We start from the raw sequence: 22,182 nt of genomic DNA, 5'->3' as shown, positions 1-22,182 counted from the left end.
TAACGCTGCCAACATGCGCAGCTTTTTTGTGAAGGCGAAGCCGTAACGAAAAAGTTGTCGCAATGCTTGGCCTTGTTATTTGCGGGCACGGAAAATAAAGCGCTTCTGAGGTCACGAAGAAGCTGCATTAATCCGTGAACGGAACTGGAGAAAACGCGGAATGAAAGGAGTATTGATGACTCTTTCTTTACCTTAAGACTAAGTGCCTGTCCTCTGATGCAAACCACGGACTTGCACAGCGGCAGGCACTTAGTCTTAAGGTCTAAAACAGAGTAATAGGCTGTCAATTCAATTTCCAATATTTTTTCCTAATGTTGATTAGCACACTTATGCTGTTTTTATATACAGCACTATTAAAATCTTGTGCTAAGCTTAGTTTACCAACCGCGTTTTATCTGGCAAATAACAGCTAATTCATGCGACTCAGTCGCACTTTGTCCCGGCACCCTATCCCCGGTAGAGATTGGATGAGGATAGACATGGAAGGCGTTGAAAACAAAAAGGAATTAGACATATGTTGACAGTTCCTTGTCTGGGGAAAGTGCGACTAAATTTAATTGAGGGTTTAATCTAATCTTTTTTATCCCGCCGCGCAAGCTCCGCTCAACCCATTGAATTGTTTAGAAATATATTATCTCGCCAATATTATTAGCCCACTTTATTCAAGGGTTTCCCCTGAGTAATGGATAACACATCAATTTCTCGATGCAGGCGCTCAGATTCACAACCGACTATGAAGCGCTACTTTTAGTTCTCCTGCAGGCGGGCAAAGGCTTAGCGCTTGCAAAGCACAGCTTTGCGCGTAGCCGAACGCCGGCAAGTTGTGCTTACCGACAAGACGCAAGGGAACCCGTATCGCTACAGGGATGTAACTGAATAGAACAACGCCGGAGCAGTTGCCTAGGGCTGAAATACCGAGGTGGACTTTGACGCGAAAGAATTCATTAATGCAGTGAGTGCATGAAAGCGCAGGAGCGGCGGAGTTAGTTTGCTTTACCCAAACAAAGAAAACTAACTCGCCACGCCCGGCGACACGGGCATATTAAAGCCCGTGCTAGTGGCAGTAATACAACTACCGGCCCTCAGCCTCTGGCCCAAACGGTTTAGTCACCAAAATAAGCTTGGGCAGCAACGTTAATGATCCAAGGATCGCGGCAAACATGGCCAGCGCGGTTAGCAAGCCAAAGTAGATTGACGGAATAAAGTTCGAGAACGCCAGGATCGAAAAGCCAACAATAATAATCACAGCGGTGTAGTACATCGCGCGGCCAATGGAGGCGTGCGAGCGGTGCATGGCCTCGATGTAATTACCGCAGCGCGCTAGCTCATCACGGAAGCGATATTGGTAGTGGATCGCGTGGTCGACCCCTACCCCAACGGTAATGGCGGCGATGGTAATTGTCATCATATCGAGCGGCACACCGGCCAGCCCCATACCACCCAACACCACGCCCGCGGCCAATAGGTTAGGCAGCAGCGAAATAATGGCGACGGTTAAAGAGCGAAACAGCACTAAGAACATCAGCATAATGCCTAAGAACACCGCACCTAAGGTGACAATTTGCGAGCGAAACAAGCTTTGCAGCATGTTGTTGTATAACACCAGCATGCCGGTAAATTGCACTTGATCGGGGGCGAAGCCTACTTCATCCACCGCATAACGGCGGATTTTTTCGACCAGCTCGACCCGTCTTAAATCTTCGCTGGTTTCTTTTACTCGCAGCGTAATGCGTGTTTGCTGATTGGCATCGGAGATATACGGAGCAACCAAAAAATTGCGTATATCGTCCGACAACATGTTGCGCATTACCCCAAGTTCAAAGTTGTTCAGCCGGCCGCCGTTAATATCTTGCGCCACTTCATACATGGTCGCGAGCGATTGTACTTTTCCGACTTCGGGCAGCGATTCTAGGTAGCGATGCAACTGATCAATCGAATCGAGTGATACGGTGTTAAACCACTGGCTTTCGCCGTTTGCTTGAGCCGACTGGGTAGAGGAATCATCTTCTGCAAAAGGGTCTGCCTCGCCAAACGGGTCATCACCAAACGATTCTTCTGCCGCGTCCGAAAATGCATCGGCTTCGGCAAACGGGTCGCCCTCGCCAAAAGGGTCATCGGCGGCTGGCTCGGCGCTGGTTTTAGTGTGCGCGGCAGGTGCCGCGGCTACCGGCGCATCAAGAATAATATCTAGGCTAACGGTGCCGCCCAGCTCGCGGTCGATAACAGACATGCCTTGATAAATTTCGGTATCGGAGTGGAAGTAATCAATAAAACGGTTTTCGACTTTTAACAACGAAATGCCATAGCCACTGACCAGCGCAGCGCATAACGCAATGGCAATGACTAGGCCGCCGTGATGCTCGGCCATACGAGAAAAGATCATGGTGGTGGCGGCGGTTTTGTCACCGGCATCGCGCGGCTCGCCTTTGGGCAATAACATAAGGCCCGCTGGCAGCAGTACAAAAGCCAACATCAAAGCCAAACTAAGGCCCATGGTCATCATCCAACCAAAGTCGATCACTGGCCGAATATCACTTACCACTAACGATACAAAAGCCACAATAGTGGTTAGTGCGGTATACAGGCAGGGTTTAGCCATTTGCCGAGCGGTAGTCAGTACCAGCTGCTCTTGTGGCCACTCGGGGTTGTGGGCATGCAGCTCGCGATAACGCACCACCAAGTGAATGGTAATGGCCAAGGTCATAATCAATAGCAAGGCCACAAAGTTGGATGAGATAACGGTTAATCGCCAATCTACCCAACTTAGTAAGCCCAGCATAATGACCACAGCCATTAAGCAAATTGACAGCGGCAGGATAATAAAGCGTAACTGCCTAAAAATTAACGCCAACATCAAAATCACAAACACCACGATGGCGCTGCCAAACACGACAAGATCGCTGCGGATAAACTCGATCATATCGGTGGTAATCATACTAACGCCGCCCAAAAACACCTCGGCTCGGTCTTCGTAGCCGGCCAGAATGGTGCGTATCTGCTCGACGCGCTGATGATCTCGTGCCGATAGATCGGTGCGGTAGGCTAAGAACTCGGCGCTTACTTTTTCGAGTCGCTCAGCTTCGGCTTCGCTTAGGGTTTGCTCGCGCATTTTTGCCCGCAGCGCATCGCGCTCGCGCACCAGCTCGATGTAGTGATTGTTAACGGCTAAGTTAAGTTGTATGGCGGTGGTCGAGCTGTCGGGCGACAGCAGCGTATCGCGGTAGATGGGGCTGGTTAAAAACTCTTGGCGCGCTTGCTCGCGGTCAACCCCCTCTGTCATTAAGGTGCGAGTCGATTCTTTTTGCTCGGCCAAGGTTCGCACTGGGCTGTACAGCAAGGGCACATCTAAAATCGAGTTGATATTGCTCACGCCATCAACCGCTGCCAGCTCGTCTCTCAGTGCGCTTAGTGTCTGCAAAGATTGATCCGAGAGCATAGGAGCTTTGGGGGTATAGGTCACCACCAAAAAGTCTCCGCTTTGGTAGCGTTTATTAATTTCACGCAGGTAATCTAGCGAGTTATCGCTCTCGAGTGTGAGCGAGTCGGCCGAAGCATCGAGCTTAAAATTAGGTAATCCCAGTGCGGCAAAGACGGTTAAGGCCACCAACGCGACGATTGTGAGCCATGGACGTTGGGTAATAATATAGCGGTAAGCCGCAAATAACTTTGCTGACATGGGCGTGTGAAAACTCCTGTTAAGCTGACGGCCGGTGCCGCCAAAAAAGTAATAATAAAGTGTTTGAGGGTGATTAACACCCATAATGCTTTATGCCAGCGCTATCGGCATGACCGCTTATAACCGTGCACGGCCGCTAAGCAATCGCTGCGTTTAAGCCATGCTATAGGCCCATTAAGTCTTATAATGGACCGCGAAGTTCCCTTGCCCGGCCCCTGAACCAAAACAGAGCCCAGGCAACACCCCCAATAAGGCGGTGCAGAAAAACCGACAAATAACCATCCAGCGCCGTGGCATAAGAGCCACAGATAACCAATAAAGCGGCCTAGAGCGTACAGAGACTGCGCACAAGCGGGTAAAAATGTTATTATGCGCAACTTGTTAGCGGCACTTAGTCGCCCGAAATAGCCCGACATACTGCGATAGGGAATCATGCTGAAATTACAGCGTAAGGACAAGCCCCAAGAGCCCATTCTAGTGGTAGAAAAGCTCTATAGCATCGGCAGTGCCAATGATAACAACTTGGTGCTCGACGAGCCCGGTATCGACTCGATTCACGCCCGCTTAGTGGCCAGTGATGGCCGAGTTACGCTAAAAGACAACACCAGTGCGCGCGGCTGTTTTGTTAATGGGCAGCGAGTTACGCAAAAGATGCTACAAGCGGGTGATGTTTTACGCTTAGCCAATATCGAATTTGATGTTTACGATTTTATCGCAGATCCACAAACCTCCGAACACAACACTGGCTGCTGGCAACTGATTGCTGATGGCAGCTGGCTTACCGGTCAAGTCTTTACCGTTCCCCCCAATAAACGTTGCGTGCTAGGCCGCAGCAGCGATTGTGATATTACTATTGCTGGCACTCACCTTTCCCGTCGCCACACCGAGCTGACGGTTATGGGCAGTTCATTGCGGGTGCACGATCTTAACTCGGCCAATGGCACCTACTTAAACGATGAACTGGTAGAGGACAGCCTAGCCCACAACGGTGATCGGCTGCGTATTGATGTGTATACGTTTCGTGTAGTGAGCCCAGATAACGACCTAAACCGTACCCGAGTTCGCATTCCCACCTCACAAATCACTCAGCCCGCCGAGCGCAAAGATTACAGCAACACCCCAAGGCGCTGGATTACCAAGCCAACCTCACCCGGCAATCGCGATGAGCCTAAGCCCGCCTCTGCCGGCTCGTGGGTTTTATGGCTGGGCATCGGTGTAGTCTTAACGGTGCTCGCAACGGTGGCCGGCTTTATCTATTTAGGCTAACCCCTAATATCGGTGCAAGCTTTGGCGCCTGCAAACACGCAGCGCGAGTGTGGTAGAATCGCCCCCCGAATTATCCGTCTCTTTGAGCAGACTACTTTTTAGCAATCTACTGTGGAAACCTGGCTATGAGCTTTGAAAAAGTCCCCGCCGGCAAAAACCTGCCGGACGACATGAATGTCATCATTGAAATCCCCATGAACGGCGAGCCGATCAAATACGAAATCGATAAAGACAGCGATGCGGTATTTGTTGATCGCGTGCTTAGCACCTCTATGCACTACCCTTGCAACTACGGTTATGTACCGCACACCCTTTGCGGTGACGGCGACCCCGTAGATGTTTTGGTACTGATGACTCATGCCCTGCTGCCAGGCTCGGTTATCCGCTGTCGCCCTGTGGGCGTATTAAAAATGACCGACGAATCGGGTGAAGATGCCAAGATCTTGGCCGTGCCGGTAGACAAAATTACGCCGCTGTACAGCAAAGTACAAAACATTAGCGATGTGCCAGAGATTACTCTGAAGTCTATCGAACACTTCTTTGAGCGCTACAAAGATCTTGAGCCCGGCAAGTGGGTTAAAGTCGATGGCTGGGAAGATGTCGAAGCCGCCCGCACCGAGATCAACGAGTCGGTCGTGCGTTACAACAAGGGTTAAGCTCACCCGATGTGATCCGCTTAATGTTTATCACATAAAAAAGCCGGCCCTTAACGGGGCCGGCTTTTTTGCTGTTAACTCACCTCAAATAACCCGTAACGGGTTAATCGGCCAAGCTGAGCGCGCTGGTGTCTGGTTTAAGCGGCTCACGGGTATCGCGAATTTGCCCTAACTCACTGCCAACCGGAGCTAAATCAACCTCTAAATCGGCCACCATTAACGGCAGTGGAGCATTATGCTCTTCAGGTTTTAGCAGGTCTTCACCGACCTCTGACAAATCCCAGTCGGCTATTTCTACCGGGGTGGCTGCCGGCGTCACACGCTCGCCGGCGCTCAACACATCAGATCCAACGGGGGCCACATCAAACTCGGGCACCGCCACGGGTAAAGGCTCGTCTGTGGCAATTTCGGCATGCTCCACTAAGCGCCCATCTTGCGGGCTTAAGCTCAGCCCAGAGGTGTTTACCTCGACTGGGGTTACCTGAGTACGCTCGGTCAGCCGTAATAAGCTGGCACCAACAGGCGCCAAGGTAAAGCCTCGCTGCGGTGCTGCGCGGGGGGCGGCCTGCGCACCGGCGGGCACCAAGCTTACCTCGGCACCGGCTTTAGTTAATACAGCCTGATATTTTTTTGCGGTGGCCGCATCTAGATTGCGCTTAAGTGGCACCGGCCGGCCATTAAACAAAGTCTCGACCCGGTTGGCGTCGATCTTAAACAGCTGCGCCAAGCGGGCTTTTACTTCATCCAGCTTATGCCCAAGAACAATATCGCCGCGAAAAACGATATCAAATTGTTGCTCGGTATCGGCCATGACACACCTCCGGTGTTACTGATGAGGACTATAAATGTGATTATTCGCTTTATATTAACACAAGCTAACCCGCCTGCCCGTCACCGCACCCCGCTCCGATACTAGCTCAGAATCAAACACTACAAAGTGGCAAGGTTTTAGTGAAAAAACGTTATGGCAGATAACTGGAGCGCGAGGCTTTTAGCCCCCATACTGATACTTCGCTGCGAGCATTAGCGGCCATATTCAAACCGCAGGCTTACCGGTTAAACCAATAAGGACGATCAAGGTGGCGATAGAACATCCAAATTAGGACATCCAAATTAGAGTATCCAAAATAGAACAACCAAACGAGAATAACCAAGAGCGCAGCCAAGCACTCAGACATTTTCGCCCGACAATGGACACGGTTGATCATAATGCCACAAATTGCTTTTACCAGTTTGCCGCCAGAATCGGCCAAATTCTCGGTTATGCACCGGGTCGAGAGTGATATTGTCAGCTTAAACCGCAAAATTCAGCAGCTGGAGCACGAGCCGCGCGGCAATGACCAACTGCTAGCCGCCTACCGGCTTATGCTACAAACTCGCACCGAGGTATTGCGTTGTTTATTAGAGGCTATGGAGCGTAACAGCCACTAATTACGCCATCATATCTTGGCCGGATCCGGCAGGCAGACTTTGCTCTATTATCCGCGCCGGAACACCCACCGCTGTTTGGTGCGCTGGCACATCGGTTAGTACCACACTACCCGCCCCAATGCGGGCATAATCGCCAATTTTGATATTACCCAAAATTTTAGCGCCGGCACTGATCAATACACCATCGCCCACTTTAGGGTGCCGGTCGCCTTTCATATTGCCACTTCCACCTAAGCTCACCGAGTGCAACATCGAAACGTTATCACCCACCACAGCGGTCTCACCAATCACAACTCCAGTGGCGTGATCGATCATAATGCCGCTGCCAATTTTGGCGCCGGGGTGAATATCGACATGAAAGGTTTGCGAGATTTGATTTTGCAGATACAGCGCCAGCGCACGCCGATCTTGCTGCCACAACCAATGCGCTAAGCGATACGCCTGCAGTGCGTGAAACCCTTTAAAGTACAACAGCGGCATCAAAAAGTGATTACACGCGGGATCGCGATCGCAGTAGGCTTCGATATCGCGACATAGCGCTAGCTCAAACTCGCTATCGTGCTGCAAGGCCTGTATAAAAATTTCTCGCAGCGACATCGCCGGCACAGCTTGGCTGCTTAACAGCGTTGCCAAATGGTAACTAACCGCAGCACGCAAGGTATCGTGGTTCAAAATACTGGCGTGATAAAAGCTCGCCAAGGCGGGCTCAGAGGTTGCAAATTCTAATGCCTCGCGGCGAAGATGCTGCCAGATTTCTTGGGGGGAAAGGGATTTACTCAACCAAGCCTCCATAGGCCCGCAGTATTAAGGTGCCTATGCTCTCACAACAGCGACAGTAATTCATCCATATGCCGAAACACTCGCGCACCTTCGGCACGCATTAAGTCATCAACGTGGGCGTTCGGCAGCATTGGATCATGGGGGCAATAACCCAACAGCGACATGCCAGCCAAACGCGCTGCCCGTGCACCACTGGGGGAATCCTCAATAACGCTGCAGTCGCCCGGTTTTACTCCCATTTTATTGGCCGCATACAAAAATAAATCGGGCGCCGGCTTGCCGTAATCAACATCGGTAGCGCTAAAGCGGTTGGCCTGCGGAAAGAACTCGGCCAGCCCCGTATGAGTTAGAGTATTTTGCATTTTTTCGTGTCGGCCATTCGAGGCAACACAAAACGCGATACCGCGACGTGTTAGCGACTCTAAAACATTGCGCACCCCCGCGATAGGCTGCACTCCGGCGGAAAACGCAACCAGGGTTTCTTGTTGCACCTTGACCCAAAAATCACTGGCAAAAGCATTGCGCTCGGACTCCGGCCAGCTTTGGTAAGGCTCGCTGTCGGCCAGCAACGCGGCGACCTGTTCGGCGCAAACCGCAATAGGCTTGCCGCGAAACAGCATCAGTACTTCTGCCACAGTGATATTAATACCCAGCGGCTGCAAACAGTCACACAACACTTGTGCTTGTATGGTTTCAGTTTCAACCAGCACGCCATCACAATCAAAAATTACCAACATGTATTAGCCTTTGCGTTATTGCAGCTCATTAATTAACGGTTACTAAAAACCTTAAAAAGCTCTTTAACGCGCGTTAAAAATAATGGCTCACAAATTAAGATCAGTATTATTATGCCGAAGTGCAGCAACATCGTGAGCATAAAAAAGTGTGGAATTGTAAAGTCTAAAACCCCCAAAACCAGCACCGCAAAAAGCGCTGCGACCACCATAAAAAACGCATTTAACACATTGTTTGCGGCGATCACTTGGGCGCGATACTCAGGCTTGGCGTTTGCCTGCATCAATGCCTGCAATGGCACTGTGTACAAACCTGCCGAACCACCCAACAGCAACACCGCCAGCGCCACACACCAAAAACCTGGCTCTGTGGCCAACGCAACAATACTTAGCAGCGTACCGCTGGCAGGCGATGCATTAAAGCTCGCGCCGGCCAGCGCCAAACCAACCCCGGCCAGACCAATCAACAATGCGCCCAGCGGCACTAAGGCAGGCTCGATTTTATGGCAGCTGAGCTTTTCACATAACAGCGCTCCAGATACCACCCCCACTAAAAACAACACCAACAAACAGGTTACCGCCGAGGCATTACCGCCCAACACTTCGCGGGTAAAGTTGGGCAGCTGAGTCAGGTAAACCGAACCTAAAAACCAATACCACGAGACTCCCATCAAACACCAAAATACGGTTTTGTTTTGTCTTGCATAGCGCATTGTACGAGCCATTTGGCGCAGCGGGTTGGGCTCAATTAAGGGGGCGTTGGGCAGCGCTGGAGCGGGCGGTATTGCCCGACTAAAATGCCAACCGGCACACGCCATTAATACCCCCACAATAGCCACAACCCACGAACCAAAGCTCCATTGCATGGCCAATGTACCGGCAATCAAGCCCATAAATACCGCCAGCGAGGTGCCGGTATGAAACAGCGCGTTAGCGCCTGTCAGCTCATCGCTATTAACATGCTGCGGCAATATTGCGTATTTAAGTGGGCTAAAACATGCAGACTGAATACCCGTGGCAAAAATTACCGCCAACAACATAGCCGAGCTACCCCGCACAATCGCCACAGCGCCACACACCATCAGCGCAATTTCAACAAGTTTAATAACCCGTGTAACACGAGCTTTATCGAGGCTATCGGCGTATTGACCGGCCGTTGGTGCAAACAAGAAAAACGGAATAATTAACGCCGCAGCCACCACATTATTAAGCGTATCAATGCTCAAGCCCCAGTTTTCAATTTGGCCGTAGGTAAACAGCATCATTAACGCACTTTTATAAAAGTTATCGTTAAATGCACCGCCAAATTGAGTCCAAAATAATGGGTAAAAACGCCGCTGGCGCAACAACTGAAACTGATTGCCGGTGGTCGGCGCAACCGTATGTGCAGAGGTTACTGATGATGACGCCATGTAAAACCCTATAGGCGCACGTAGCGCTCGTAAATACTGGTGATATTACTAAGCACGGTAGCTTTAAGCTCGATATCACTCGCGGCTATCGTTTGCGCTAAAACATCGGGGGTTAACCAAGCGGCAAAGCGTTGCGCGACAGGGGCGTAACTTAAGTGCCAAGGTTCGGGGGCTACGCCGTTATGATGGGCGGCAGAGTTAACGTCATACGGTCTAAAAAAATCACATTCTGGCAAATACGCATCGAGCCAGCAGTGCAACTTATCAAATACCCCACCAGGGCAACACTCGTCTGGCGTAAGTTGTAATTGATAATCGGGGGCCATAGCCGCGCGATCAAACACATCCATATCGGTGCCCCAATGGTGGCGCGACGCTCCCGGCAGTGCTGAAAAACGCAATATCGCCCACAGCTTATCGGCATCGCTCAAGGTATGCATTGCTACGGTTTCTCCGGCATCATTTAACACCGGACGCTGCCCCGTGGCTTTGGCATTAAAAATAGCCAACTGTCGTGCAAAACTGCGGTAGCCGCTGGCGATGGTCAGCTCAATGTTTTGCTGCCGGGCCGCGCTGACCAGCGCGCGATAAGGCTCTACTACATCGCAATGCAGGTATAGGTTATCTGTTAAAGGCAGCAACGCAGACTCATCTAGCCCTAACGCCGCAAGCGCAGTGTTTGCTTTAGTTGTTGCCATAAGTGGTTGCCATAGCAAAACGCCATTTTATTTATAAAAGTTCGCTTTAATGTAATACCTGTCTTGCAACATAGTGGCACGCAGTAGCAGTCGCGCAAGCATCACGTTGACAGCTGTTTTAATACTTTATACGCCGGTAAAGACTAAACCTGCCAGTTTACTGGCTAAAGTTTGCACTTATTAGCCAGTTATGTAATATAACCATAGGCTATAAATAGTTACATATTATCAGCCACAGAATATAACAATAATGTGACAAGGGAGCGAAGTAAACATGGCGATCCAGCGCAGCGAGTTACTCGAACTGAAGAACTTAGGCATGGCCAGTGTGAATATTTTACGGGCGATTGGCGTTAATAATTACGACGATCTGCAACAATTAGGCGCAGTCAACGCCTACTGCCGTATATTAGAGCGTAACATTAATGTTTCTAAAGTAATGCTTTATGCGCTGCATGGCGCTTTGCTCGATATTCATTGGAACGACCTACCGGCCGACGTTAAAGCCAATCTAGTGAAACAAGTTGAGGACAAGCAAACCGCCAACGCTTAGGTGTCTCGTCCAAGCTGATCAACCTTTGAGCTGTATGTTACCGCACCCTCGCGCTAAGCGAGGCCGTCGCGCCTGTTGCCGTAGACTTGATTCGAGCATCCATAGTATTCTCAAATCAACCATTGCCTGCCAGCCTAAAGCTGGTAACTAACGCTGCCGAGTTACTAATTCATCATGCATTTACCTACTGACCACTCTCAATCTCTCGCCGAACTCAGTCAACGTATCCGTGATATTGCCGACCAAGTACTCGAAACTTTAATACCGGCCGCCACCACTATAACCCTGGCGCCGAGTAGCGATCTGTTTGGCGAGCTTAAAAGTACTCAGGTGTTTTTATTACGCTCAGGCCAAGTGCATTGCCATGTGGGCACTAAAACCATTGTGTGCTTTGAGCCGGGTGATTTATTAGGTTTGCCGCGCACATTAGGCTTACCCAGCGCCGTATTTAGCGCCACCGAAACCATCACCGTGCAACCGATTGAGCGCGACGAACTCATTCGACATGTCTGTGCAGAACAAAGTCGACAAAAAAACTGGAGCTATTATTTAATAGCCAATCTCAGTTGGTACCAGCAAGCGCTGGCACTGGAGATCCGCAAAGAGTTTCATCCAAACGCCGGTTTTTTACACTTTAAAAGCGGCGATATTATTATTCGCCAAGAAGATGAGGCCGACCTTGTTTACACTCTGCTGGAGGGCCAAGCCGAAGCTGTCTGCGAAGGTGTTACGGTGGGGCATATAAACCGCGATGAGATTTTTGGTGCGCTAGCGGTGTTTACCGGTCAAAAACGTATGGCCAATGTCATCGCCACCACCGATTGCACGGTATTAACCGTACGCAAAGAAGAGTTTATCGAGCTCGTTGAGCACCAGCCGCATATTTGCATCGGCTTAATTGAAGAGATGGCCGATAAAATCAAGAACTTAAACAAACAGCTGCGCGATCGCCATTAAGCCCAAGCCAAGCTGGCCTGCGGGCCAGCAGCGTTAAGTCGGCGGCCGCCCCCGTACACACTATATTCACGCCTATCGCAAAATCTTCTACAACTCCATTCGCTTATTTAGCCACTTTATTTTATCTATCTTATTGACACCCCAATTGTTAATGATTATCATTAACTTATCGATTGGTAGCCCATTACCTTTCGGTGATCAGTCAGTTCTCCTGCAAGTCAATTGACTGGTTTCTCCTCTGATCCTTCTGGATCGCTTGAGCACTTAGGTGCTCTTGGCTAATCACGGTTGCTTAGGCCGCCCCTTGGGCGGCCATTTTTATATCTGCCCTATTGAAATCCGCTTTGCTAACACACATATTGTGCTTCAACAGCTACGGTTTACTAGGAGACTCCGCCGTGATGCGCATTGGTTTATTTATTCTTACTAACTTAGGTGTTTTAGCCCTCGCCAGCGTTACCCTTAATTTGCTGGGTGTCGATCGGATTCTTAACGAATCGGGCACGGGGCTGGACTTAACCAACCTGCTGATCTTTTGTGCGGTGTTTGGTTTTGCCGGGTCGTTTATCTCGTTGTTTTTATCTAAATTTATGGCCAAACGCAGTACTGGCACCCAACTGATAACTCAACCGCGCAACGCCGAAGAACAATGGCTCGTGACTACCGTTGCCGAGCTTGCCCAACGAGCCGGTATTGGCATGCCCGAGGTTGGGGTATTTCCGGCCAATCAAGCCAACGCCTTTGCCACCGGTTGGAACCGCAATAAATCCTTAGTGGCGGTAAGCTCCGGGATGCTGCAACGCTTTGACCGCGAGGAAATTCGTGCCGTGCTAGCACACGAGATTGGGCACGTTGCCAATGGCGATATGGTCACCCTTACGCTAATTCAGGGCGTGGTGAATACCTTTGTGATGTTTTTTGCCCGCATCATCGGCCACACCGTCGATAAAGTCGTTTTTAAAACCGAGCGCGGTGTGGGGATTGGTTACTATATCGTCACTTTTATTGCCGAAATGCTATTGGCGTTTCTCGCCTCGATGATCGTGATGGCATTTTCACGCTATCGTGAGTACCGCGCCGACCACGCCGGTGCCACCCTAGCCAGCCGCGACGGAATGATCCGCGCGCTGCAACGCTTACAAGCCGAGACCCAAGCCGGTGCGCCATCGCCCATGCCCAAGACCATGCAGGCTTTTGGCATTTCTGGCGGCTGGAGCAAAACCGCCAGCAAATTATTTGCCAGCCATCCCCCCTTAGAGGAACGCATCGCCGCTCTAAAAAATCATGGGTAACGGTCATCTTAAAACAGTTATTTTACTGCTCGGATTGCTCGGCGCGGCCTCGTGCGGCGCCGAGCCGCCAGTGGCAAGCAGTAACCCAACGCCCGCTTTTGCCACCGATGACGAGCGCAATACTATCGAGGTGTTTGAGTTTGCCAGCCCCAGCGTGGTTTACGTCAACCGCTACCAAGTGGTGCGCGATCGACGCTCGTTAGATTTACACTCTATTCCGCAAGGAGCCGGCACGGGTTTTGTCTGGAGCGAAGCCGGTTATGTCGTCACCAACTACCACGTTGTCGAGGGCGCACAACAGCTCTCGATCACCCTGCCCGATCAAACTCGCTGGCCCGCAACCGTCGCCGGGCTGGCCCCCGATAAGGACCTAGCGGTACTTAAAATAGAAGCCCCCAAAGATAAACTGCACGCGTTACCCCTAGGCGACTCAAACCAGTTATCAGTGGGACGCAAAGTATTGGCGATTGGCAACCCATTTGGCTTAGACGCCACCCTCACCACTGGCGTGGTAAGCGCTCTAGGCCGAGAGATAGAAGCGCCCAACCGACGTAAAATCCACAATGTAATTCAAACTGATGCGGCCATTAACCCCGGCAATTCAGGCGGCCCGCTGCTTAACTCCACCGGCGAGCTGATCGGCGTTAACACCATGATTTTTAGCCCCAGCGGCGCCAGCGCCGGTATCGGCTTTGCCATTCCGGTCAATATCGTCAAACAAATAGTGCCGCAACTGATCGAGTTTGGCCGTTTAGTCCGGCCAGAATTTGGCATTGAGTTTGCGCCCGAGCGCTGGGCTCGGCGCGCGGGAGTAGAAGGCGTCGCGATTTTACACGCGCCGCGAGGCAAGCCTGCGGCCAACTCTGGCCTTGAGGGGGCCAAGCGTGGCGCTTGGGGCACCATCGAGCTGGGGGATATTATTATCGCCCTAGACGACGCACCCACCCGCAATGTCGATGAATTTTTAGCCGTGATAGAAAGCCACAAGCCTGGCGACACACTAGAGGTACACTATGTACGCAATGGTAAACTGCGCCAAACCCGCGTCACTTTAAGCCAACCGGAACTGTAACCCTGTGAGCGCTCAGCAACACTATTTATGCCAACTGACTGAGTTGGCCGACAACAGCAGTCGTGGTTTTACCCTAACAACGGCTGACATGAGCGTGTTTGCGGTGCGCCGTGGCGAACAAATATTTGTCTACCGCAACCTTTGCCCCCATGTCCAGATCCCACTTGAGTGGGTCGAACATGAGTTTTTAACTGCCGATAACAGTTTAATCCAGTGCGCCAACCACGGCGCTCTGTTTACCATCGATACCGGCCACTGCATCGCCGGCCCTTGCAGCGGTCAATCACTGTTGCCAATTAACCACACCATTAGCAACGGCGCCTTGTACGCAATACTGGACGAGCCCTTCTAAGGGGTAAGTTGCACCTCAACCGGCCGGGTTAAAACGATATGGCTGTTGGCAGGATCAATCTCGGCGCGATAGGCCAACACCTCGACGCCGCGGGCAATGGCATTGTAAAACGCTTGGCTATAAGCCGGATCGATATGCTCGGCGGCGGCAACTCGCTCTATGCCCGAGTGCTGCACACAAAACACCAGCACCGCCCGCGCCCCAGACTCAACCATCGCCGCTAACTCACGCAAGTGTTTACTGCCCCGAGTACTTACCGCATCGGGAAAATAGCCTTGGCCTTGGCCCTCCATTAAGGTGACGTTCTTTACTTCGACGTAACAATCTGCCCCACCACCCGTTAACAGAAAATCAATGCGAGAGTTTTCTGTGCCGTATTTAACCTCGGCTTTAATCGTTTCATAACCATCAAGTTCAGCAATGACGCCCGCCTCGATCGCCTCGCGCACCAACGCATTGGCGCGCCCGGTATTAATACCCGCCAAGTCACCGGTTGGGGTGGTCGCAACCTCCCAAGTGTTAGGGTATTTACGGGTTTTGCTATCGCTGTGTGAAAACCAGCAGGGCGAGCCCGGCGCCAAGCACTCGCGCATAGAACCGGTATTGGGACAGTGGATCGTCAAGCTCGAGCCATCAGACAATTCAACATCCGCAAGAAAACGTTTGTAGCGCCGCAACAGCTGACCGCGCTGCCAACTTTGTTTGTCTTTCATAACTACCTAAGCCCCTAAAAAGTGCCATTATAGGCGAGCATGGACTCAAAACGGCTCCAACAAAGCAATAATTTAACAATTAAGCAAAAATTACTGGTACAGTTTTTGGTAATCTGGTAGCTTCGCAGGCCTTCCGTCATGGTGGATAGAATTTACCAGCATGAGCGAAGCGCAGACCGGCGGAGTCGAACCATTGACCCCGTAACCTTGACACTGATTCGACGTAAAAAAAGCGACGAATCAGCCCCAGGAGACACAGAGGCGTTGCACTATGCCCAATAATTCAGCTAAAGCCGACAGCTACACGCTGCGCACTATTTCGCCTTACAAAGAAAAGAAGGGCGAAGAATACATGAACCCCCAGCAACTGGAGCACTTTCAAAGTTTGCTTCTAGCATGGCGCCGGGAACTTATGGAAGAAGTTGATCGCACTATGAGCCACATGAAAGATGAGGCCGCCAACTTCCCTGACCCAGCAGATCGCGCCAGCCAAGAGGAGGAGTTTAGTCTTGAACTACGCACGCGAGATCGCGAGCGCAAGCTGATCAAAAAAATCGATAGCACGCTTGAGCTGATCGAGAGCGCCGACTACGGTTTTTGTGATGCCTGCGGCGTAGAGATTGGTATTCGTCGTCTCGAGGCTCGCCCCACCGCGACTTTGTGCGTCGATTGCAAAACTCTCGACGAAATCAAAGAAAAACAAATAGGCGGCTAACCGTCAACAGCGACCCCACCTCGGTGGGGTCGGCTTATCCTATGCCGCACCAACGCCGGCTCTGCCACACCCCATGACGTATATTGGTCGTTTCGCCCCATCACCTTCTGGACCACTGCATTTTGGCTCGCTGGTTAGCGCCGTCGCAAGCTATCTAGATGCTCGCCACCACAATGGTCGCTGGTTAGTACGCATGGACGACATCGACCCACCCCGCGAAATGCCGGGCGCCGCCGATGATATTTTAAAGACCTTAGAACAGCACGGCCTAGAGTGGGATGGCGAGGTATTGTGGCAAAGCACACGCACAACAGCTTACCGCAGCGCATTAATCCAGCTGCAACAAACAAACCTAGTTTACCCCTGTGACTGCACCCGCCGCGACATTAGCAACAGCGGCGGAGTTTATAACGGTCACTGTCGCAGCCACACACCCAACCCAGACACACCGCTTGCACTGCGCCTTAAGCTGTATCAACTGCCGACACCGTTCGCCTCACTTAGCGACACCATCGAGTTCAATGATTTACTGCAGGGGCCGCAGATACAAAACCTAGCTCAAGATGTTGGCGATGCCGTAGTGATGCGCAAAGACGGTTTATTTGCCTACCAGCTAGCCGTAGTACTTGATGACATTGCTCAAGGTATTACTCACGTTATCCGTGGCGCCGATTTACTGCCGGTTACCGCCCGCCAGATACGTTTTTTCCAATTGCGCGACGTAACGCCTCCCATATACGGCCATGTGCCAGTGGTGTTAGGCGACGATGGCCGTAAATTAAGCAAGCAAAATCATGCCGCGGCACTCGATAAACACCTAATTCGTGAAAACCTCTGGCAGGCACTGGCCTTTCTAAGGCAAAATCCCCCCGAGGCACTAAGCCGTGAATCTCCAGCGACAATACTTAGTTGGGGTACACGCCACTGGCAGCGATCAGCGTTAACGGGTATTGCCGCCCAGCAACTATAAGCACCCTTTATGGAGCCCTATGAATAACCAGCGCTTGGTGATTTTGCTGCTGCTGATTACCTACGTATTTTCGCCCACCTTATTCACTTGGATCGTGAATCCAGAGGGTGCGTGGTATCGCCCGTACATCATGTGGATACTGGTGATCGCGGTCGCTTATATTATTCAGGCGCGCAAGAAACCCTCATGATATTTGAACCTATCCAAGTCGCCCTGATAGGGCTTGCCTATATATTGCTAATTTTTGGTATCGCGACCGTAACCGAGCGCGATTGGCTGCCTCGCGCTATCACCGAGCACCCCCTCACCTACCTTTTATCACTCGGGATCTTTGCCAGTGCCTGGGCATTTTATGGCGTGATCGATCTCGCCTTTCAGTTTGGTTATGGCGCGCTGGCCTATTACCTAGGCACTGGGGCACTGTTTTTGTTTGCCCCCGTCGTGCTTGAGCCTATTACTGAGCTGGCCCGTCGCCACCAAGTACACTCGCTGGCCGATCTACTGGTGTTTCGTTACCACAGCCACGGTATTGGCGCGCTGACTACGCTCTGCATGCTCTTGGGTATTTTGCCGCTGATGGCACTGCAAATTCAGGCCATTGCCGACACCATGCACATTATGACCGTCAGCCGCGACCCGGCACTGCCCATTGTCGGGACCGGGCTAACCTTTAAAGATGTGATGGCACTTGCCTATTGCGGCATGTTGGCATTATTTACGGTTTTATTTGGCTCTAATCGCGAGCGTCATCGCGGCCTAATCACCGCTATGGCATTTGAGTCGCTGCTAAAAGTATTTGCGCTATGCGCTATTGGCCTACTGGCCGTATACGGTGTATTTGATGGTTTTGACGGCTTAGACGAATGGCTTGAACGCAACCCCGAGAACCTAGCGCTGCTGCACTCGCCGATTCGCGACGGCGCGGCCCACACCCTATTACTGGTGTTTGTCGCCACCGCCGTTACCATGCCGCATATTTTTCATATGGGAGTAGCCGAGAGCCCGATCTTACGCAATACCCGCACAGTTACCTGGGCATTCCCGCTGTTCTTACTGTTTTTAGCGCTGCCAATATTTCCGATACTATGGGCAGGCTTTGAGCTATCGGTGCCCTTACCCGCGCAATACTTTACTCTTGGCGTGCCTATTCTGGCCGGTTCACACTCGCTGACAATATTGGCCTTTGTCGGCGGCTTGTCTGCCTCGACCGGCGCCATGGTGGTGATCACCCTTGCCCTGTCGACCATGGTAATGAACCACTGGATTCTGCCCTTCTTACGCTTGCGCCAACGACAAGACATTTACAGCCAGCTAGTTTGGTTGCGGCGCATTGTGATCGCCGCCCTGTTTATTGGGGCTTATCTGTTTTACTGGATGCTCGACAACCGCCAAAGCCTGTTTCATTTAGCTTTGGTGGCGTTTATCGAGACGCTACAATTTTTGCCCGGTATTTTTGCCATTGTCTTTTGGACTCGGGGTAATCGGCGGGGCATGATCATCGGTCTGAGTGCCGGCACTATCGTTTGGGCCGTCGGGCTGTTAATTCCTTTGATTACCAGTATCAGTAGCATTGCCGTACCTTTTGGCGATGGCGAGCTGAGCGTAGGGATGGAGCACTGGAGCGCCATCACCTTGTACTCGCTGGGGATTAACACTTTGTTCTTTGTGGGCATCTCACTGCTCACTCAGCAAACCGAAGAAGAAGCCTACAGTGCCGAGCTGTGCGCCGCCGATGAGCTTTCGCACCCGGTACGCCAAGCACTGGATGTTCACTCAGCCGACGAATTTAAAACACGTCTAGCAAAACCATTAGGCAAAGTGACCGCCAGCCGCGAAGTCGATATCGCCCTCAAACAACTCAACCTGAATATTGCCGAGCGCCGCCCGTATGCTCTGCGGCGTTTGCGCGATCAGCTAGAAGCGAACCTATCCGGCTTAATGGGCATACACGTAGCCGGTGAGATCATGGACAACCACCTCCCCTACAAGCTTGCCGAAGCGCGCGATACCGTCGACATTCACTTAATTGAAAACCGCTTATCGCAATACCGCAGCCACTTGACCGGGATGGCGGCGGAGCTAAACAACCTGCGCCTGTACCACCGCAAAACCTTGCAGGAACTGCCCATGGCCGTGTGCTCGCTGGGGCGCGACAAAGAGATTCTGATGTGGAATCGGGCGATGGCGAACTTAACGCAGATCCCCTCCGAGGTGGTGATCGGCTCGCACCTCGATGATTTAGCGCAACCTTGGTGCGATTTGTTGGTGAACTTCAGCCAAGGAGAAGACGCTCGCCTCTATCGCCACGAGATTACCCTTAACAACCGACCGCATTGGATCAGCCTACACAAGGCGGCGATTGAAGGGCCGGTCACCGGTCGTCGCGCTCAGGCAACAGCATTTCGCAAACGCGAGTACGACCAAGTGATCTTGCTCGAAGACGTCACCGAGACACAGCTGCTGGAACAAGAGCTTATTCACTCCGAGCGACTGGCTTCAGTCGGCCGCCTCGCCGCAGGGGTCGCTCATGAGATAGGCAACCCTATTACCGGTATCGCCTGTCTAAGCCAAAACTTGCGCTACGAGTCGGATAACCCCGAGATCTTAGAAACCGCCGATCAAATATTGAGCCAAACCGATCGCGTCAGTAAAATCGTGCAATCGTTGGTCAGCTACTCGCACAGTGGTCAAAACAAAAAAAGCGCCTTCGAGGCGGTTACCCTGCGCGAATGTGCCAGCGAGGCTATCTCGCTGCTGTCGCTGCAAAAAGAAAAAACCCAGGTGCACTTCGATAACCTAATCGCCGCCAACGCTATTGTCGCTGGCGACACTCAGCAGATGATCCAAGTGTTTATTAACCTGCTATCTAACGCCCGAGATGCCAGCGAGCCCGACGGACGTGTTATCCTAGACAGCTATAGTGATGACGACAGCATCACAATTACCGTTACGGACCAAGGCGAGGGTATTTCGCCCGAGCATATTGACCAAATCCTTGAACCGTTTTTTACCACCAAAGATCCAGGCTCAGGCACTGGGCTTGGCTTGGCCATGGTTTACAGTATTGTCGATGACCATGGCGGAACTTTGGATGTGATCAGCCCGGTCGATACCGCAAACCATCGCGGAGCTCAACTGGTTATTAAATTGCCGCGCCACCTAGAGTCCATGTTGCCGATTGACGACATGATCCGTGGTGACGCGACCGACAAGGCCGATTGAAGTAACTATGACTAAGATTCTGGTTGTTGAAGACGAAGCAATTATTCGCACCGCCCTGCGCAAGTTATTAGAGCGCAATAAATACGAGGTGAGCGAAGCCCCCTCGGTGCGCGAAGCCACCAGCAAGTTTCAGCTGAATGATTTTGAGCTGATTATCTCTGACCTACGCTTGCCCGGCGCACCCGGCACAGATTTAATCAAGCTCGCCGGCGATATTCCCGTGCTGATCATGACCAGCTACGCCAGCTTGCGCTCTGCAGTCGACTCCATGCGTATGGGCGCGGTTGATTACATCGCCAAACCGTTTGATCACGATGAAATGGTTATGGCCGTTAAGCGTGTTATTGGCAAATCGAGCGCCGCCAAACGCGATCAGACCCCAAACACCGACGGCAGTAAAGTCACCGGTATGATCGGCACCAGCGATGTTATGAAAAAGCTTTACAGTCGTATCGCTAAGGTCGCGCCAACCGATGCCACCGTGCTTATTCATGGTGAAACCGGCACGGGTAAAGAGTTAGTCGCCCGCTCGCTGCACGAACAAAGCCGACGCCACAAAGAATTAATGATCTCCGTGAACTGCGCCGCGATTCCCGAGACGCTCATCGAGTCAGAGCTATTTGGTCACGAAAAAGGCGCCTTTACCGGCGCCGCCAGCACCCGCGAGGGGCTAGTGGCCGCCGCCGATGGCGGAACACTGTTTTTAGATGAGATAGGCGAGCTACCACTTGAGGCACAAGCGCGGCTATTACGCGTATTGCAAGAAGGCGAGGTGCGCCCGCTGGGATCGGTTGAATCGCGTAAAGTAGATGTCCGGCTAGTAGCCGCGACGCACCGCGACCTGCGCTTGTTAGCACAAGAAGGCAAGTTTCGCGAAGATTTATACTTTCGGATCCACGTCATACAAATTGAGCTGCCACCACTGCACGAGCGCGGCCGCGATGTTCTGCTACTGGCCGAGGCTCTGCTGGTTAAATATAGTCATCAATTTAACAAGCCTCTGCTCAAACTCTCACCCGAGGCAATACAGGCCATTACCACCTACTCTTGGCCTGGTAATGTGCGCGAGCTCGAGAATGCCATGCAACGGGCGGTTATTTTATGCGAGGACGAGCGCGAAATCAGTCATGAGCTGCTTGGTATCGATCTCGACCTAGTGCGCTTGGACGAAGAGGAAGAAAACCCCTACTTTCGGGCGGGCTCAAGCTTGGGACGCAGCCGATCGGCCCACCAAGATCCCCACGAAGATCTATCTTTAGAAGAATACTTTCAACGCTTTGTACTTGAACACCAAGATACTATGAGCGAAACCGAGCTGGCCAAAAAGCTCGGCGTTAGCCGCAAATGCTTATGGGAACGCCGCCAGCGCTTTGGCATACCACGGCGCAAAGCCGGTGACAGCAAGTAACCTTCTTGCCCTATTTTCCCAGCCAAGCTGTCCCCAGACAAACTACGCCGCTGCTGCGGCGTAGTTTGTCTTTGCACCAATACCTTTAGCGTACGAACCTCTCTGCAGAGCAATTAATAACAGTCTGCCAACTTGTTGTAAGCCCCGCCACAAGCGCAATCATGCCCCAAAGAATCCAGACAACACCATTAAATGATTTACATGCCACAATTGTTACTAAAGGCTCACGGCTGTTACCCACATCAACTGTTACCCCTGTCAGCCAGCCGTAACAA

At 51.8% G+C, this 22,182-nt stretch carries 21 protein-coding genes; 13 read left to right on the top strand and 8 right to left on the bottom strand.

The features are described from left to right. Together GILYN3_RS16935 and GILYN3_RS15535 are read right to left on the bottom strand one after the other, a co-directional pair. On the bottom strand, positions 1 to 299 hold a 299-nt coding region (locus GILYN3_RS16935; protein ID WP_232305614.1), incomplete at its 3' end, for a hypothetical protein. A 773-nt stretch (positions 300 to 1,072) separates the two neighbouring features. Then, the gene (locus tag GILYN3_RS15535) at positions 1,073 to 3,676 is read right to left on the bottom strand and encodes an efflux RND transporter permease subunit (RefSeq protein WP_049723996.1); all 2,604 of its coding nucleotides are present in this window, start codon (positions 3,674 to 3,676) and stop codon (positions 1,073 to 1,075) included. 432 nt (positions 3,677 to 4,108) lie between these two features. Between GILYN3_RS15535 and GILYN3_RS15530 the strand changes: the two genes are divergently transcribed. Then, positions 4,109 to 4,942: an FHA domain-containing protein gene (locus tag GILYN3_RS15530; protein ID WP_049723842.1), complete on the top strand. Its 834-nt coding sequence runs from the start codon at positions 4,109 to 4,111 to the stop codon at positions 4,940 to 4,942. Between the two features lie 125 nt (positions 4,943 to 5,067). Beyond that, a complete protein-coding gene (gene ppa / locus GILYN3_RS15525; protein ID WP_049723841.1) occupies positions 5,068 to 5,598 on the top strand; it encodes an inorganic diphosphatase in 531 nt (176 codons plus the stop codon). A 103-nt stretch (positions 5,599 to 5,701) separates the two neighbouring features. On the opposite strand, the gene GILYN3_RS15520 is transcribed toward ppa, so the two are convergent. Continuing rightward, positions 5,702 to 6,409, bottom strand: coding sequence for a hypothetical protein (locus GILYN3_RS15520; protein WP_049723840.1), 708 nt, complete (start codon positions 6,407 to 6,409; stop codon positions 5,702 to 5,704). 398 nt (positions 6,410 to 6,807) lie between these two features. Between GILYN3_RS15520 and GILYN3_RS15515 the strand changes: the two genes are divergently transcribed. After that, positions 6,808 to 7,029, top strand: a complete 222-nt coding sequence (locus GILYN3_RS15515) for a hypothetical protein (RefSeq protein ID WP_049723839.1) — start codon at positions 6,808 to 6,810, stop codon at positions 7,027 to 7,029. Here GILYN3_RS15515 and cysE read toward each other — a convergent pair whose 3' ends face one another. From cysE to GILYN3_RS15495, 4 genes are read right to left on the bottom strand one after another with little or no spacing between them, the layout of a single operon-like run. Further along, a complete protein-coding gene (gene cysE, locus GILYN3_RS15510) occupies positions 7,030 to 7,809 on the bottom strand; it encodes a serine O-acetyltransferase (RefSeq protein ID WP_332307871.1) in 780 nt (259 codons plus the stop codon). Positions 7,810 to 7,850: 41 nt separating this feature from the next. Then, positions 7,851 to 8,546 carry an HAD family hydrolase gene (locus tag GILYN3_RS15505; protein ID WP_049723837.1) on the bottom strand — a complete coding sequence of 232 codons (696 nt, stop codon included), beginning with the start codon at positions 8,544 to 8,546 and terminating at the stop codon, positions 7,851 to 7,853. 32 nt (positions 8,547 to 8,578) lie between these two features. Then, positions 8,579 to 9,955 (bottom strand): MFS transporter, encoded by a 1,377-nt coding sequence (locus GILYN3_RS15500; protein WP_049723836.1) that lies wholly within the window; start codon positions 9,953 to 9,955, stop codon positions 8,579 to 8,581. Positions 9,956 to 9,963: 8 nt separating this feature from the next. Further along, complete coding sequence (locus tag GILYN3_RS15495) at positions 9,964 to 10,653, bottom strand: M15 family metallopeptidase (RefSeq protein WP_049723835.1); 690 nt, start codon at positions 10,651 to 10,653, stop codon at positions 9,964 to 9,966. A 274-nt stretch (positions 10,654 to 10,927) separates the two neighbouring features. On the opposite strand from GILYN3_RS15495, the gene GILYN3_RS15490 reads away from it, so the two are divergent. From GILYN3_RS15490 to GILYN3_RS15470, 5 genes are all read left to right on the top strand, one after another. Next, the gene (locus GILYN3_RS15490; RefSeq protein WP_049723834.1) at positions 10,928 to 11,206 is read left to right on the top strand and encodes a TfoX/Sxy family protein; all 279 of its coding nucleotides are present in this window, start codon (positions 10,928 to 10,930) and stop codon (positions 11,204 to 11,206) included. A gap of 174 nt (positions 11,207 to 11,380) precedes the next feature. Then, on the top strand, positions 11,381 to 12,163 hold the full coding sequence (locus tag GILYN3_RS15485; RefSeq protein ID WP_049723833.1) for a cyclic nucleotide-binding domain-containing protein: 783 nt from the start codon (positions 11,381 to 11,383) through the stop codon (positions 12,161 to 12,163). Between the two features lie 398 nt (positions 12,164 to 12,561). Further along, positions 12,562 to 13,455, top strand: coding sequence for a protease HtpX (htpX, locus tag GILYN3_RS15480; RefSeq protein ID WP_408606319.1), 894 nt, complete (start codon positions 12,562 to 12,564; stop codon positions 13,453 to 13,455). Further along, a complete protein-coding gene (locus GILYN3_RS15475) occupies positions 13,448 to 14,527 on the top strand; it encodes a S1C family serine protease (RefSeq protein WP_084005497.1) in 1,080 nt (359 codons plus the stop codon). The genes htpX and GILYN3_RS15475 overlap by 8 nt, the downstream gene beginning before the upstream one ends. A 4-nt stretch (positions 14,528 to 14,531) precedes the next feature. Beyond that, positions 14,532 to 14,879, top strand: a complete 348-nt coding sequence (locus tag GILYN3_RS15470) for a Rieske (2Fe-2S) protein (RefSeq protein ID WP_049723831.1) — start codon at positions 14,532 to 14,534, stop codon at positions 14,877 to 14,879. On the opposite strand, the gene sfsA is transcribed toward GILYN3_RS15470, so the two are convergent. Beyond that, positions 14,876 to 15,592: a DNA/RNA nuclease SfsA gene (gene sfsA / locus GILYN3_RS15465; RefSeq protein ID WP_049723830.1), complete on the bottom strand. Its 717-nt coding sequence runs from the start codon at positions 15,590 to 15,592 to the stop codon at positions 14,876 to 14,878. The genes GILYN3_RS15470 and sfsA overlap by 4 nt on opposite strands. Before the next feature lie 271 nt (positions 15,593 to 15,863). Between sfsA and dksA the strand changes: the two genes are divergently transcribed. From dksA to GILYN3_RS15445, 5 genes are all read left to right on the top strand, one after another. Then, positions 15,864 to 16,307 (top strand): RNA polymerase-binding protein DksA, encoded by a 444-nt coding sequence (gene dksA, locus GILYN3_RS15460; RefSeq protein ID WP_049723829.1) that lies wholly within the window; start codon positions 15,864 to 15,866, stop codon positions 16,305 to 16,307. Between the two features lie 73 nt (positions 16,308 to 16,380). Beyond that, a complete protein-coding gene (gene gluQRS / locus GILYN3_RS15455; RefSeq protein ID WP_049723828.1) occupies positions 16,381 to 17,277 on the top strand; it encodes a tRNA glutamyl-Q(34) synthetase GluQRS in 897 nt (298 codons plus the stop codon). Between the two features lie 19 nt (positions 17,278 to 17,296). Continuing rightward, on the top strand, positions 17,297 to 17,467 hold the full coding sequence (locus GILYN3_RS16755) for a hypothetical protein (RefSeq protein ID WP_198147374.1): 171 nt from the start codon (positions 17,297 to 17,299) through the stop codon (positions 17,465 to 17,467). Next, on the top strand, positions 17,464 to 20,499 hold the full coding sequence (locus tag GILYN3_RS15450; RefSeq protein WP_049723827.1) for an ATP-binding protein: 3,036 nt from the start codon (positions 17,464 to 17,466) through the stop codon (positions 20,497 to 20,499). The genes GILYN3_RS16755 and GILYN3_RS15450 overlap by 4 nt, the downstream gene beginning before the upstream one ends. 7 nt (positions 20,500 to 20,506) lie before the next feature. Next, the gene (locus GILYN3_RS15445) at positions 20,507 to 21,907 is read left to right on the top strand and encodes a sigma-54-dependent transcriptional regulator (protein WP_049723826.1); all 1,401 of its coding nucleotides are present in this window, start codon (positions 20,507 to 20,509) and stop codon (positions 21,905 to 21,907) included. The last annotated feature ends 275 nt before the right edge of the window (positions 21,908 to 22,182 follow it).

The organism is Gilvimarinus polysaccharolyticus, assembly GCF_001187555.1.
Classification (GTDB): domain Bacteria; phylum Pseudomonadota; class Gammaproteobacteria; order Pseudomonadales; family Cellvibrionaceae; genus Gilvimarinus; species Gilvimarinus polysaccharolyticus.
Note: the sequence above shows the minus strand (reverse complement) of the source record. Positions and strands in the feature narration are given on the sequence as shown.